The following is a 13,711-nucleotide window of genomic DNA, read 5'->3' as shown; positions in this document are numbered from 1 at the left end:
GAGGGCTCTGGTCTCGGGGGCTCTGGCGCCCCCTAGGGAAGGGGCTGGAGGCTCTGGAGGTGCTGGAGGTGCAGGACGAGGGAGATGAGCACCTGCTTGCTGGACTCGCGGGAGCGGGCGTCGCAGAACAGCAGCGGCACCTCGGGCGGCAGGTCGAGGGCGGTGCGGATCTGCTCCGGGGTGTGGGCGGGGCCGCCGAAGTCGTTGCAGGCGACGACGAAGGGCGTGCCGTGGTGTTCGAGGCGGTCGATGGCGTACCAGGAGTCCGCGAGCCGCCGGGTGTCGACGAGGACGACCGCGCCGAGGGTGCCGGAGAACAGGCGGTCCCACAGGAACCAGAACCGCTCCTGTCCGGGGGCGCCGAACAGGTACAGCACGTTGCGCGCGTCGAGGGTGATCCGGCCGAAGTCGAAGGCGACGGTGGTGGAGGTCTTGGCCGTGATGCCGTCGGTGTGGTCGACGGCCTCGCCGGCCTGGGTCATCGTCTCCTCGGTGTTCAGCGGGCGGATCTCGCTGACCGAGCGGACCATGGTGGTCTTGCCGACGCCGAAGCCGCCCACGATCACGATCTTCAGGCCGTTGTCGGCGGTGCTGCTGAGTGCCTGCCGGGGCGCGCCCGGGTCAGAGGTTGCGGAGTCCAACGAGCACCTGCTCCAGGAGTTCGGGGTCGGGAAGGCAGTACGTCGTGGCGCGCGGGTGCCGGGCGCTGACGCGGCCGGCGGCCAGGAGGTCGGCGAGCAGGATCCGTACGATCGACACCGGCAGGCCCAGTTCGGCCGCCACCTCCACGACGGCCGTCGGGTAGCGGCACATCCGCAGGATGGCCGCGTGCTCCGACTGCATGCCGGGCACCGGGTCGCACTCGGCGACGATGAGGGTCACCAGGTCGAGGGCGTCGCTCCCGGAGCTGCTGCGGCCGCCGGTGAGGGTGTAGAGCCGGTCCGGGGAGTCGTCCCGGCCCGGCCTGGCGCGGCTCATCCCCGGGGCCTGGCCATCAGGTGCTCGCTCAGCTGCTCCACCAGTTCGGACATGTTGTGGCCGACGAGCCCGGCGTCGGCGTCCTCGGCGGCGACGAGGGCGAGGTGGGCGCCCTCGCCGGCCTCGACGATGAACAGGATCCCGCCGTAGAACTCGGCCATGGCGGAACGGACTCCCCCGGTGCCGTCGCCGAACTCGATGGAGGCGCCGTGGGAGAGGCTCTGGATGCCGGCGGCGATGGCGGCGAGCTGGTCGGCCTGGTCGACGGAGAGCTCGGGGGTGCGGCACAGCTTGAGGCCGTCACGGGAGAGCACCAGGGCGTGCCGGGCGCCGGGGGTGCGCTCCAGGAGGCCTTCCAGGAGCCAGCTGAGCTTCTCGTCGGTGGTGGAGCCGGTCATCTCGTGTCGCCTTCCGGGTGCGGGGGATTCGTGGGCTGCTGCCGCGCCGGCGCGTCGCGCACGGCCTGGCGGAAGCTGCCGAAGCGGGCGGCGGACCGGGACGCGCCGGTGGGGGCGGCCTGGGTGCGGGACGCCGCGGAGGCGGCGTCGGGGCCCTGCGGGTGGGCGGCGGCCAGGGTGCGGCCGCGCCGCCGCTGGGGCAGTCCGCTCTCGCCGAGGACCGGGTTCCGGCCGGTGGTCTCGGGGTCGTGGGGGCCGTCGGGGGCGGGCTCGGCGTCCGCGCGCGGGGCGGGCGGCAGGGCGGCGCGGACCGGGGCGGGCGGTACGGCGCCGCGGCCCGGGGAGGGGGCGCGGACCGGGCCGGCGGTGGGGGCCGCGAGGAGCGGCGGCGCGGGGACGGGTTCGGCGGGCGCGTGGCTGACGAGTTCCTCCGGGATCATCATCAGCGCGCCGGTGCCGCCGCGCGCGGAGGGCCGGAAGGAGACGGTCAGCCCGTGCTTGCGGGCGAGGCGGCCGACGACGGCCAGGCCGAGGCGGGTGCCGGAGAGCCCGGCGAGGTCCAGGGTCTCGGCGCTGACGGCCTGTTCGGCGCGGCGCAGCTGGAGCTCGCTCATGACGAGGCCGCTGTCCTCGACGGTGATGACGATGCCGGTCGGCACCTCCTCCACGTAGACGTGGACCTCGGCGGTCGGCGGGGAGAAGTTCGCGGCGTTGTCGAGGAGCTCGGCGAGGGCGTGCATGACGCCCTCGGCGGCGTGTCCGGCGACGGCGGCCTCGCTGGTGGAGTGCAGCCGGACGCGCTGGTAGCCGCCGATGCGGCCCATGGCGCCGCGCAGGATCGACTCCATGACGATGGGCCTGGCCCAGCGGCGGCCCGAGCGGGCGCCGGTGAGGACGGCGATGGAGTCGGCGAGGCGGCCGGCCTGGGCGGTGCGGTGGTCGAGGTGCAGGAGGTCGCCGAGGACCTCCTCGTCGGCGTGCTTGTGCTCCATCTCGCGCAGGTCGGCGAGCATGCCGGTGGCCAGGGCCTGCATCCGGCCGGCCGCGTTGGCGGCGGCGGCCATGGCGGCGGCCCGGCCCGACCGGGCCCGCCGCAGTTCCTCGCCGAGTTTCTCGCGGGTGGCCTGCTGGGCGGCGGCCAGGTGGTCGAGTTCGGCGGTGTGGGCGGCGGTCAGCCGGGCGGCCTCGGCGCTGCGGGCGGCCGTCAGCCGGTCGGTCTCGGCGGCGTGCTCGGCGGTGAGCCGCGCGACGCGGGCGGTGTGGTCGGCGGTGAGCCGGGCGAGTTCGGCGGTGAGGTCCGCCGTCTCGCGGGCCGCGTCGGCGGTCAGGCGCGCGATGTACCCGTCGCGGGTGGCGACTTCCCCGGTGAGGAGGGCCAGGCTGCCGCGCAGCTGCCGGGTGGTGCGCGCCGACCAGGTGACGGCGCAGGCGGCGAGGGACAGCAGCAGGGTGCCGAAGGCGGCGAACCAGGCCAGCGGGGGCTGGACGTTCGACGGGGCCGCGGCCACCGCCGCCGCGGAGATGGTGCCCGCTGCCACCGCCGTGACCAGCAGGGCGAGCACGGAGGGGCGCAGGGGGGAGGGCGACGCCGTCATCAATCAAAGCCTCAAAAAAGGGGCGTATATGGAAGAGAGGGTTCCTGTGGCAACGAGGCATCACTATAAGAGGATTGGTGATCGTTTAGGAAAGCCCTTGACGAAGATCACGCTGCGTAGCGCCCACTAAGGCTGCTTCTGGAGCGGTTTCGGGGCTATGCCATGGCATCCTGTGACGTCACAACGCGCCGGACGGGTCCGACGGCGGACGTCCGGGGAATATGGGGAAGATCCATGAGGCTCTGCTTCCTGGTGGAGGAGCACTACCGCCACGACGGCATGCCGAACGAGGTGATCCGTCAGCTGACCGCGTGGGGCCACCGGGTGGACGTCGTGCGGCCCGGCGGCTCGCTGCTGCGCATGACGGACCTGGTCCGGGCCGGCACGCACGACGCGTGGGTGCTCAAGACCGTCTCGGGAGGCCCCGGGCTCACCCTCCTGGAGGCCGCGGCCGCCGCCGGCGTGACCACCGTCAACGACGCCCGGTCGATCCGCGGGGTGCGGGACAAGGCGCTCGCCGCCGCCCTCGGCAGCGCGCGGGGGCTCCCCCTGCCGCCCACGTACGCGGTGGCCCGGCCGGAACTCCTCGCGGAGGTCCCGGACGAGCTGTACCCGCTCGTCGTCAAGCCGGCCGACGGCAGCTCCGGCCGGGGGGTGCACCTGCTGCCCTCGCCGGACCGGCTCCCGGCGCTGCTCCCCGCCCTGGCGGGCGAGGGCGTGCTGATCGCGCAGCCGTACGTCCCGAACCCCGGGACCGACATCAAGGTGTACTGCGTGAACGGCGAACTCCACGCCACCGAGCGCTGTTCCCCCCTGCACCCCGACGCCGCGGTCCGCGAGCGCCGGGTGCCGCTGCCGGCCGAGGTCGCGGAGATCGCGGCCCGGGTGGGCGAGGTGTACGGGCTGGACCTGTACGGGGTGGACGTGCTGCTGGGCCCCGACGGGCCGGTGGTCGTCGACGTGAACGACTTCCCGAGCTTCCGCCAGGTCCCGGAGGCCGCCGCCCGGGTGGCGGGCGCCGTCCTGGACCTGGCCCGCGCCGGCGGCGGCCGGGCGTCCGTCGCGCCCCGCCCGGCGCTGCGGCCGTACCCCCTGCCGGTGGGCATCCCGGCCCAGGTGGCGGCGGGGGACGGCGCATGAGGATGGGCCTGATCACCCCCGACCCGGCGCACCCGCTGCTGGCCGCTACCGCCGCGCTGCTCGCCGGCCGGCACGAGGTGGACGTCCTGCACCCCGCCGCGGGGGCCGCGGCGGCCGCCGGTGCGTCCGCGGACGTGTACCTGCTCAAGGCACGGACCCCGGCGGCACTGGAACTGGCCCGTGCGCTGGAGCGCGGCGGGGCACCGGTGGTGAACTCCGCCGCCGCGACCGAGCGCTGCCAGGACCGGACGGGGATGGCCGAGCTGGCCCTCGGGGCGGGGCTGCCCTTCGCCGCCACCCGCACCTTCGCCTCCCTGGCGCTGCTGGCGTCGGCGGCGGACCAGGAGTGGCCGCTGGTGGTCAAGAGCCGGCGCAGCCGCAAGGACGACCTGGTCGTCCGCCTCGACGGCCCCGACGGCCTGCGGGAGCTGGCGCCGCGCTGGGGTGCGGAGCCGGTCGTCACCCAGGCGTTCGCGCCCAACAGCGGCTGGGACCACAAGCTGTGGGTGGTCGGGGACCAGGTCTTCGCCGGCCTGCGCCGCTCCGAACTCGCCACCGGAGCGGCGGAGTCGCCCCGCGGCCCCGAGCGGCTGCCCGACGGGTGGGCCGAACTGGCCCTGCGCGTCGGCCGTGTCTTCGGACTGGACGTCTACGGGGTGGACGTCATCGCCGAGGACGGCGGCGGGCCCCTCATCGTCGACGTCAACGCCTTCCCCGGCATCCGCGGCCAGGCCGGCGCCCCCGAGGCGCTCGCGGCCCTGGCCCTGCGCCGGGCCGCCGCCGCCCGGCAGGGGCGGTAGCCTGCGGGCCGGTCGACAGGAGGGCGGGGTCCATGCGCGCGGTGGTGTTCGAGCGGTACGGCGAGCGGCCCGAGGTACGGGAGGTGGCGGACCCGGCACCGGCCCCGGGCGGGGTGGTGGTGCGCGTCGAGGCCACGGGGCTGTGCCGCAGCGACTGGCACGGCTGGATGGGCCACGACCCGGACATCGCCCTGCCGCACGTCCCGGGGCACGAACTGGCCGGGGTGGTCGAGGCGGTGGGCTCCGGGGTGGTGAACTGGCGCGCGGGCGACCGGGTGACCGTGCCCTTCGTCTGCGCCTGCGGGAGCTGCGCCGACTGCGCGGCCGGCGACCACCAGGTGTGCGCCCGGCAGACACAGCCGGGGTTCACCCACTGGGGCTCCTTCGCCGAGTACGTGGCCCTGGACCACGCCGACGTGAACCTGGTGGCGGTGCCCGGGGAGCTGTCGTACGCGACCGCCGCCGGTCTGGGGTGCCGCTTCGCCACCGCCTTCCGGGCGGTGGTCGCGCAGGGCAGGGTGAAGGCGGGCGAATGGGTCGCCGTCCACGGCTGCGGCGGGGTCGGCCTGTCCGCCGTGATGATCGCCGCCGCGGCCGGGGCCCGGGTGGTGGCCGTCGACACCGCTCCCGGGGCGCGGGAGCTGGCCCGGGAGTTCGGGGCGGCGCACTGCCTGGACCCCGCCACCGCCGGGCCCGGCGGGACGGCCGCGGCGGTCCGGGAGCTGACCGGCGGCGGCGCGCACCTCTCGCTGGACGCCCTGGGCTCCCCCGCGACCGCCGCCGCCTCGGTGTCCGGGCTGCGCCGGCGCGGGCGGCACGTCCAGGTCGGGCTGCTCCCGGCGGCGGCCGGCCCGGCGGCCCTGCCGCTGGACCGGGTGATCGGCTGGGAGCTGGAGGTCCTCGGCAGCCACGGCATGGCCGCCCACGCCTACCCCCCGATGCTGGAACTGGTCCGCTCCGGCGTCCTGCGCCCGGACCTCCTCGTCACCTCGACGATCCCGCTGGACGGGGTGCCGGCGGCCCTGGCCGCGATGGGCACGGCGCCGGGGCGCGGGGTCACGGTGATCCTGCCCCGGGCCTGACCCGGCCCGCAGGGCCCGACGTGGTCCTGCCCCGGTCCCGGACGGAGGACCGGGGCAGGAGGTCTCAGCCCGCGAGGAGCGTGAGGGTGTCGATCACGCGGTTCGAGAAGCCCCACTCGTTGTCGTACCAGGCGACCACCTTGACGTGGCGGCCGTCGACGCGGGTGAGCTCCGAGTCGAAGATCGACGAGGCGGGGTTGCCGGTGATGTCGGAGGACACCAGCGGGTCCTCCGAGTACTCGAGCACCCCGGCCAGCGGGCCCTGGGCGGCGGCGCGGTAGGCCGCCAGGACCTCGTCGCGGGTCACGTCGCGGGCCACGGTGGTGTTCAGCTCGACGATCGAGCCGACCGGGACGGGCACGCGGATGGAGTCGCCGGACAGCTTCCCCTCGAGGTTCGGGAGCACGAGGCCGATCGCCTTGGCCGCGCCGGTCGTGGTCGGCACGATGTTGACGGCGGCGGCGCGGGCGCGGCGGGGGTCGCGGTGCGGCCCGTCCTGGAGGGCCTGCTCCTGGGTGTAGGCGTGCACCGTCGTCATGAAGCCGTGCTCGATGCCGGCCAGTTCGTCGAGGACGGACGCCAGCGGCGCCAGGGCGTTGGTCGTGCACGAGGCGTTCGAGACGATCGTGTGCAGTTCCGGGTCGTACGCGCCGGTGTTGACGCCGTACGCGAGCGTCACGTCCGCACCGTCCGACGGGGCGCTGACGAGGACCTTCCGCGCGCCCGCCTTGACGTGGGCGCGGGCGGCCTCCGCGGAGGTGAAGCGGCCGGTCGCCTCCAGGACGATGTCGACGCCGAGTTCGGCCCAGGGCAGCCGCTCCGGCTCGCGCTCGGCGAGCACCGCGATGCGCCGGCCGTCGACCACGAGGGTGCTGCCGTCGACGGTCACCGGGCGGCCGAGGCGGCCGGCCGTCGAGTCGTAGGCCAGCAGCCGCGCGAGGGTGGCCGGCTCCGTGAGGTCGTTGACGGCCACGACCTCCAGGTCGCTGTCGCGTTCGAGCAGCGCGCGCAGCACGTTGCGTCCGATGCGGCCGAATCCGTTGATGGCGATGCGAGTCATGAGCGGTGTCCCCTTCTGTTCGCCATCAGGTTCGCGCCCGGCGGCCGCCCACGACAGTGGCGAGATCGCCATGGTTCACAAGTATCTCGCCAAGGATCCGGGCTACTCGCCCCGGGTGAAGGTGCGCCGGTACTCGGTCGGGGTGGTGCCGAGGATCCGCTGGAAGTGCAGGCGCAGGTTGGCGCCGGTCCCCAGGCCCACGTCGGCGGCGATCCGCTCGACGCTCCGCTCGGAGCGTTCCAGCAGCTCCCGGGCCACGTCGACCCGGGCCCGCATGACCCACTGCATGGGCGTGTACCCCGTGTCCTGGGCGAAGCGCCGCGAGAACGTACGGGGCGACACCGCCGCGTGCTGGGCGAGCGCCTCGAGGGTCAGGGGCTCGCCGAGCCGCTGGAGCGCCCATTCGCGGGTGGCGGAGAAGCGCTCCCCGAGCGGCTCGGGCACGCTGCGCGGCAGGTACTGCGCCTGGCCGCCGCTGCGGTAGGGGGCCGCCACCAGGCGCCGGGCGGCGTGGTTGGCGGCGGCGACGCCGAGGTCGCGGCGCAGGATGTGCAGGCACAGGTCGATGCCCGAGGCGGCGCCGGCCGAGGTCAGGACGCTGCCCTCGTCGACGAACAGGACGTTCTCGTCGAGCCGGACGCGCGGGTACCTGGCCACCAGCGCCCGCGCGTAGTGCCAGTGGGTGGTGGCGCGCTTGCCGTCGAGCAGGCCGGTGGCGGCGAGGGCGAACGCCCCCGTGGAGATGGCGGCGAGCCGCGCGCCCCGGGCGTGGGCGGCGGTCAGCGCCTCGACCACCTCGCGCGGCGGGTCCTCGCGGTCCGGGAAGCGGTAGCCGGGGACGAAGACGATGTCGGCCCACGCGAGGGCCTCCAGCCCGTGGGTGACGTGGTACGACAGGCCGTCGCCGCCGGTGACCAGGCCCGGGGCCGCGCCGCACACCCGGACCTCGTACGGCATGCTCGCGCGGGTGCTGAAGACCTGCGCGGGAATGCCCACGTCGAGCGGCTTCGCCCCCTCCAGGACGAGGACGGCTACGCGGTGCGGGCGGGAAAGGGACACCTCAGAGAGGGTACGCGGGCGGAAACCCGTGTGCGCGGGCCGCGAGGGGTCTGGGAGCATGCCCGGATGGAACGTCCTCTCGAATCCGCGGACCTCGCCCCCCTGGTCGTCCGGCACGCCCTCCGCCTCCCCGTCCCCTGCGGTCCGGCCGGCCTGGGCGCAGCGGCGGCGCGGCGGTTCGACGCCGCGCTGCTGTCCGTCGGCTTCAAGCTGTCGGCGCCGCTGCTGGAGCACCTGTCGGGGCTCGCGGAGGACACCGTCGTCCGGATCGCCGCGCACACGCTGGAGACCGTGCGCGAGATGGTCGGCGACCACGTCCGGCACAACGTCTACTTCAAGGACTTCCCGGCGAACGTCCCGGACACCTTCGACTTCTGGATGGAGTGCGTCCGCGAGGCCCTCGCCGACGGCGCCGCGCGCGGAAGCACCCTGGCGCAGCTCCGCACCGGCGTGCTCGACCTGCTGACCCTCCCCTCGTACGGCAACCACCGCCACACCTACGAGGAGATGCTCGCCGCGCACGACGAGCTGATCGCCGCCGCCGGGGACCGGATGACGGTCCTGCACCGGGGCGACGGCCTCGACCACGAGGTGACCGCCCTCTACCTGGCCCTGGCGGGCAGCACCACGCCGCTGGGCGAGGAGGGCCTGCGCGACCTGGGGCTGCTCGCCGGGCACTGCGCCGGCGGCCCCCAGCCGCCGGAGATACCCGTCCGGGAGAACCGCGCGGTCGTCAACCGGGCCCGGCTCGACCGCGGCGCGGAGCTGCTGGTGGACACCGTCACCGACGTGCTCCGCCTGGCCTGCGCCCTGTCGGACGGGGACGTGACCCTCACGGAGCCGACCCGGCTGCGCTCGTTCTCCCGGCCCGTCCGGCGCGCCCTACTGGCCGCCCTGGACGGAGTCGTCGCCGCGGCCCCGGCCAAGCTCGCCGACGTCACCGCCCACCGCGAGGAGTTCAAGCGGCTCGGCGAGCGGCTCCACCCGCACGAGTACCCGCGCCGGCCGCACGCCGCCGAGGTGTTCGCCGTCGCCCGGGGCGAGCGGGAGGCCCGGAGCACGGACAGCCGGGTCGAGGCGCTGCTCGGCGCGGGCGACGTCGTCGGCGCGGCCCGGCTGCTGGCGACCGCCGCACCGGGCCGGCTGCTGCGCTCCCTGGACCGGCTGCTGCGCGCCTGCCCGGGCCCGCAGGAGCGCGGGGCCGTCGCGGCCGTCGCCGAAGGGGCCGCCCCGCGGGTCTCCGGCCGGGTCCTGCTGTCGGTGCGCGAGCACTTCCACAACCGGACCGGCGGCCCGGAGGTGCTCCGGGTCTTCACCAACCGGCTCGGCCGCGCCTGGGTCACCGCCGACACCCGTGCGCCCCTGCCCCCGTCCGAGGTGGAGCGCCTGGTCGCGGCCCTGGACGCGGAGGTCGCGCGCCGCCTCCCCGACCCGGGGCACCTGGTGGTCGACCCGGACGTGCTCGACGTGGCCCTTCCGCTCAGCGGGAAGGCGACGGCCGCCGGGCTCGGCGTCCTGCCGCGCGGCTCGCTGTCCCCGGTCGACGGGGAGCTGCTGCGGTTCTTCGTCCACTGGAGGCAGACGAACCGGAGCACCGACTACGACCTGTCGGCCGTGATGCTGGACTCCTCGTACACGACCCTGTCCTGGCTGTCGTACACGGCCCTCCAGGCGGTCGGCGGCGAGCACTCGGGCGACATCACGAACGCGCCCGCGCCCGACGGCGCCTCGGAGTTCATCAACCTGCGCCTGGCCGCGGTGCAGGGCGACTTCATCGTCCCGCAGGTCAACATCTTCTCCGGGGAGGGCTTCGAGGAGACCGCCGAGTCCTTCTTCGGCTTCATGCTGCGCGACGGCGAGCAGTCGGGCCGCCCCTTCGAGCCGCGTACGGTCCGCATGAAGTCGGAGCTGCGCGGGCCGGGCCGGGTCGCGCTGCCCCTGGTGTTCCTGCGCGGGGCCGACGGCGGGTGGCGGGCGAAGTGGCTGCACCTGTACCTGCGGGGCACCCCGAGCGCCAACCGGGTCGAGGAGAACCGGGCGACGGTGGGCACGCTGGTGCGCGCCGCCGTCGGCCGCGAGCACCTCACGGTCCGCTACCTGCTCGGCCTGCTGGCCGGACGCGCCCGAGCCACGATGACCGGCGACGGTGCGGTGCTGCCGGACGGCCCGGTCACCTACATCGGCATGGAGCGCCCGGACGGGCTGCACCCGGACTCGGTGGTCGTGACCCCGGAAAACCTGCGTGCCCTGATCCCGGGCTGACTGCTACCGTTGGCCCCGGCGAGGCCATGGGCGGACTTCCTTCTCACCATCCACTGAATAGTCCCCCCGCTTTCCTCGCCCTCGACGTGAACGACCACGAGCCGGGACACCCTTCGGGCGTCCCGGCTCCGTCGTGTCAGCCCCGGCCGCGCCGGCCGAGGAACGCGGTCACGGCGGCCGCGAAGCGGGCGGGGTCGTCGAGCCAGGGGAAGTGTCCCGCCCCGGGCTGGACGGCAAGCGCGGCGTCCGGGAAGAGCTCGGCGTAGGCCGCCAGCGCGCGCGGCGGGGCCGCCAGGTCCACCTCTCCGGCCAGCAGCAGCACGGGGACGTCCAGCTTCGCCAGGGCGGCGCGGGTGGCTTCCGGGTCGAAGGCGCCCTCGGCCGCGTAGGCGGCGCCGGCCCCGGGGTTCTTCTGCGCCGGCCCGGCAGCCGAGTGCGCCCGGGCCGCCCCGTCCCAACGGCCGTACCAGAACGGGGCGATCGACTCCCCCGTCCCCTCCGTGGGCCGCCCGGCGACGAGCTCCTCCAGGGCCGCGTAGGCCGGTGCGAACCAGGGCTCGGCGGAGCGCAGCCGCGCCCTCTCCAGCCGGTCCTCGCCGGTGACGGGGATCCCCACGGCGAAGACGCTGGGTGTGATCAGCACGAGCCGGCGCACGCGTTCGGGGTGGCGGGCCGCGTAGAGGGCCGCCAGGTTGGCTCCGGCGGAGTGCGCGAGGACGTCGGCGGTCTCCAGCCCGAGGTGCCCGCGCAGGGCCTCGACGTCCGCGACCAGCCGGTCGCAGCGGTAGGAGCCGGGGTCCTCGGGAACCTCCGACTGCCCCGTGCCGCGCAGGTCGAGGCGGACCAGCCGGCGCCCGGGCAGGAGGCCGTCGAGGCCGTCGAGGTAGGCGGAGGCCTGCATCGGCCCTCCGGGCAGGCAGATGAGCGGGGTCCCGTCTCCCGAGAGGTGACAGGTGAGCCGGGTGCCGTCGGCGGCGGGGAAGGAAGTCACGGCCCGGACGATGTCAGCGGTGTTCCCGCGGTTCAACCCGTTTTCCGCGGCGGCGTCGCGGCCGGCCGTCCGCCCCTCGGACGGCCCGCTCGACCGGCCCCCGCGCCTGCTCCCATACTTGGGCCTCATGAGAGGGAAGGACAAGGACACCGCGCGCAGCAGCCCGCTGGTGCCCGCCGCCGTGGGGGACGCGATCGCACGGCACGACTGGGCGTCCATCGAGTGCGGCTGCGGCCGTTCGGCGGGGCATCTGGAGGACACCCTGTGGCACGCCGCCGAGGGGCATCCGGCGGCCTTCCACGCCCTGGAGGGGCACGTGTTCGCCGGGACCAGGCTCTGGCCGCCCGCCCCCGCGGCCTGTGCGGTGCTGATGGCCGTCTGGTCGGCGGGCCCGCCCCGGCTGGCCACCCGCGAGGCCCTGCTGCGGACCCTCCTCGCGCTGCTGACCACGACGGACGACGGGACCGCGTACGAGGCGGGGCTCTACGGGCAGTGCGTCGCCTTCGTCCGGGCCGGCCTGCCGCAGCTGAGCGGCGGGCCGGCCTGCCCGCCCGGATCGGTGACCGCCGCCTACGCCGACGGCATCCGCGACATCATCGGGCTGTGCGCCTGAGGCTCCGCAGCAGCTCCGGGGTGACCTCCTCCAGGGAGGCGGCGAAGGTGCGCGCCGCCGAGGCGGGTACCCCGAGCAGCGAGGGCACCACGAGGACCGGGCAGCCCGCGGCCTCGGCGGAGGCCGCACCGTCCGGGGAGTCCTCCACCGCGACGCACTCCCCCGGTCCGAGGCCCAGGAGCCCGGCCGCCGCCCGGTACGGGTCGGGGTGCGGCTTGGTGCGCGCGGTGTCGTCGGCGGAGAGGGTGAAGGCGAAGGGGACGTGGGCCAGCGCGCCCCCGACCACCTGGTCGACGACCACCCTCGGCGAGGCGCTGACCAGGGCGAAGGGTATGCCCTGCGCCTCCAGGGCGGTCAGCAGCCGCTGGGCTCCGGGCCGGATCGGGGCGCCGGCGGCGACCCGGCGGAAGAAGCCCTCGGTGAGCTCCTCCGCCACCGCCCCCGTGTCCGCACCGCCCGTGGCCCGTACCAGGTGGGCCGCGGTGTCGGCGACCGCGCGGCCCACGACCTCGGGGGCGTCGGCCGGGCCGAGCCGGTGGCCGAGGCGGTCCGCGACCTCCTCGGTGGCCTCCCACCACAGCACCTCGGTGTCCACGAGGGTGCCGTCCATGTCGAAGAGGACGGCGGCGAGTGCGCTCACGCGGCCCTCGCCACGACGAGCACGGGCCGTTCGGCCAGGCCGACCGTGGCCCGCGCGCCGGGGGTGAGGCCGCCCGCGTCCCGGGAGGGGACGTCGGCCTTGACCCGGGTGCCTCCGGGGAGGTCGAGGTGGAGGCGGGTGACGGCCCCGAAGAAGGAGGCCGAGGTCACCGTGGCGCTGCCCTCCGCGTCGGCGGCGACGGTCAGGTTCTCCGGTCGGACCAGCACCTCCACGTCGGTGGCGTCGGGGACCGGCCCGTCGACGGGCAGCCGGGTGCCGGCGACCTCCACCCGACCGGAGCCGGCGAGCCGGCCCGGCAGCCGGTTCATGGTGCCGACGAACTCGGCGACGAAGGGCGTGGCGGGCCGCTCGTAGAGCTCGGCGGGGGCGGCGCACTGCTCCAGCCTCCCCGCGTTGAGGACGGCGACCCGGTCGGCCATCGACAGGGCCTCCTCCTGGTCGTGGGTGACGAACACGGTGGTGATGCCGAGGGAGAGCTGGAGCCGGCGGATCTCCTCGCGCAGGTTGGCCCGTACCTTCGCGTCCAGGGCCGAGAGGGGTTCGTCGAGCAGGAGCACGCGCGGGCGCAGGGCCAGGGCGCGGGCGAGGGCGACGCGCTGCTGCTGGCCGCCGGACATCTGGTGCGGGTAGCGGTCGCCGTGCTCGGGCAGGCCGACCAGGTCCAGGAGTTCGGCGGCGCGTTCACGGCGGCGGGCTGCCGGGACGCCCCGTACGCGCAGGCCGAAGGCGACGTTCTCGCGGGCGTTGAGGTTCGGGAAGAGGCTGTACGACTGGAAGACCATCCCGGCGTCGCGGCGGTTGGCCGGGACGCGGGTGATGTCCTCGCCGTCGACCAGGACCTCGCCGGAGTCGGGGTGTTCGAAGCCGGCGAGCACGCGCAGGGCGGTGGTCTTGCCGCAGCCCGACGGGCCGAGCAGGGCGAGGAGTTCGCCGGGCTCCACGGTCAGGTCGAGCCCGTCGAGGGCGGTGGTGGTGCCGAACGCGCGGCGCAGGCCGCGGAATTCGACGCGGGCGCCCCCGGTGGCGGCGGACTCGGCCGGCTTCCCGGCCTCGGTCAGGGTGGTGGACATGC

The 13,711-nt window shown here is 75.6% G+C and carries 14 protein-coding genes; 5 read left to right on the top strand and 9 right to left on the bottom strand.

The features are described from left to right. Nucleotides 1-32: 32 nt before the first annotated feature. Genes AB0469_RS08685 through AB0469_RS08670 form a run of 4 tightly spaced genes read right to left on the bottom strand, consistent with a single transcriptional unit; the run spans nt 33 to nt 2,971 of the window. Nucleotides 33-641, bottom strand: a complete 609-nt coding sequence (locus tag AB0469_RS08685; RefSeq protein WP_366450596.1) for an ATP/GTP-binding protein — start codon at nt 639-641, stop codon at nt 33-35. After that, nucleotides 622-978, bottom strand: a complete 357-nt coding sequence (locus tag AB0469_RS08680) for a DUF742 domain-containing protein (protein ID WP_366450595.1) — start codon at nt 976-978, stop codon at nt 622-624. Before AB0469_RS08680 ends, AB0469_RS08685 begins: the two co-directional genes overlap by 20 nt. Next, entirely contained in the window at nt 975-1,376 is a 402-nt protein-coding gene (locus tag AB0469_RS08675; RefSeq protein ID WP_042815130.1) for a roadblock/LC7 domain-containing protein, read from the bottom strand. The genes AB0469_RS08680 and AB0469_RS08675 overlap by 4 nt, the downstream gene beginning before the upstream one ends. Continuing rightward, the gene (locus AB0469_RS08670; protein ID WP_366450594.1) at nt 1,373-2,971 is read right to left on the bottom strand and encodes an ATP-binding protein; all 1,599 of its coding nucleotides are present in this window, start codon (nt 2,969-2,971) and stop codon (nt 1,373-1,375) included. The genes AB0469_RS08675 and AB0469_RS08670 overlap by 4 nt, the downstream gene beginning before the upstream one ends. Nucleotides 2,972-3,205: 234 nt before the next feature. Between AB0469_RS08670 and AB0469_RS08665 the strand changes: the two genes are divergently transcribed. Genes AB0469_RS08665 through AB0469_RS08655 form a run of 3 tightly spaced genes read left to right on the top strand, consistent with a single transcriptional unit; the run spans nt 3,206 to nt 5,993 of the window. After that, nucleotides 3,206-4,111, top strand: coding sequence for a hypothetical protein (locus AB0469_RS08665; RefSeq protein ID WP_366450593.1), 906 nt, complete (start codon nt 3,206-3,208; stop codon nt 4,109-4,111). Continuing rightward, nucleotides 4,108-4,911 carry an alpha-L-glutamate ligase gene (locus AB0469_RS08660; RefSeq protein ID WP_366450592.1) on the top strand — a complete coding sequence of 268 codons (804 nt, stop codon included), beginning with the start codon at nt 4,108-4,110 and terminating at the stop codon, nt 4,909-4,911. Before AB0469_RS08665 ends, AB0469_RS08660 begins: the two co-directional genes overlap by 4 nt. Before the next feature lie 32 nt (nt 4,912-4,943). Continuing rightward, nucleotides 4,944-5,993 (top strand): zinc-dependent alcohol dehydrogenase family protein, encoded by a 1,050-nt coding sequence (locus AB0469_RS08655; protein ID WP_366450591.1) that lies wholly within the window; start codon nt 4,944-4,946, stop codon nt 5,991-5,993. Between the two features lie 64 nt (nt 5,994-6,057). On the opposite strand, the gene gap is transcribed toward AB0469_RS08655, so the two are convergent. Then, complete coding sequence (gene gap / locus AB0469_RS08650) at nt 6,058-7,053, bottom strand: type I glyceraldehyde-3-phosphate dehydrogenase (protein WP_366450590.1); 996 nt, start codon at nt 7,051-7,053, stop codon at nt 6,058-6,060. A 102-nt stretch (nt 7,054-7,155) separates the two neighbouring features. Then, complete coding sequence (locus tag AB0469_RS08645; protein WP_366450589.1) at nt 7,156-8,112, bottom strand: helix-turn-helix domain-containing protein; 957 nt, start codon at nt 8,110-8,112, stop codon at nt 7,156-7,158. A 66-nt stretch (nt 8,113-8,178) separates the two neighbouring features. Between AB0469_RS08645 and AB0469_RS08640 the strand changes: the two genes are divergently transcribed. Next, entirely contained in the window at nt 8,179-10,374 is a 2,196-nt protein-coding gene (locus AB0469_RS08640) for a hypothetical protein (protein ID WP_366450588.1), read from the top strand. Nucleotides 10,375-10,510: 136 nt separating this feature from the next. On the opposite strand, the gene AB0469_RS08635 is transcribed toward AB0469_RS08640, so the two are convergent. Next, nucleotides 10,511-11,365 carry an alpha/beta hydrolase gene (locus AB0469_RS08635; RefSeq protein ID WP_366450587.1) on the bottom strand — a complete coding sequence of 285 codons (855 nt, stop codon included), beginning with the start codon at nt 11,363-11,365 and terminating at the stop codon, nt 10,511-10,513. Nucleotides 11,366-11,492: 127 nt separating this feature from the next. Here AB0469_RS08635 and AB0469_RS08630 point away from each other — a divergent pair, with 127 nt between their 5' ends. After that, entirely contained in the window at nt 11,493-11,978 is a 486-nt protein-coding gene (locus AB0469_RS08630; RefSeq protein WP_366450586.1) for a hypothetical protein, read from the top strand. On the opposite strand, the gene AB0469_RS08625 is transcribed toward AB0469_RS08630, so the two are convergent. Next, a complete protein-coding gene (locus tag AB0469_RS08625; RefSeq protein WP_366450585.1) occupies nt 11,959-12,618 on the bottom strand; it encodes an HAD family phosphatase in 660 nt (219 codons plus the stop codon). The two genes, AB0469_RS08630 and AB0469_RS08625, sit on opposite strands and share 20 nt — an antisense overlap. Continuing rightward, nucleotides 12,615-13,709, bottom strand: coding sequence for an ABC transporter ATP-binding protein (locus tag AB0469_RS08620; RefSeq protein ID WP_366450584.1), 1,095 nt, complete (start codon nt 13,707-13,709; stop codon nt 12,615-12,617). Before AB0469_RS08620 ends, AB0469_RS08625 begins: the two co-directional genes overlap by 4 nt. Nucleotides 13,710-13,711 lie beyond the last annotated feature (2 nt).

The organism is Streptomyces sp. NPDC093801 (genome assembly GCF_040701585.1).
GTDB lineage: Bacteria > Actinomycetota > Actinomycetes > Streptomycetales > Streptomycetaceae > Streptomyces.
This window is presented reverse-complemented; position numbering and strand designations above follow the sequence as displayed.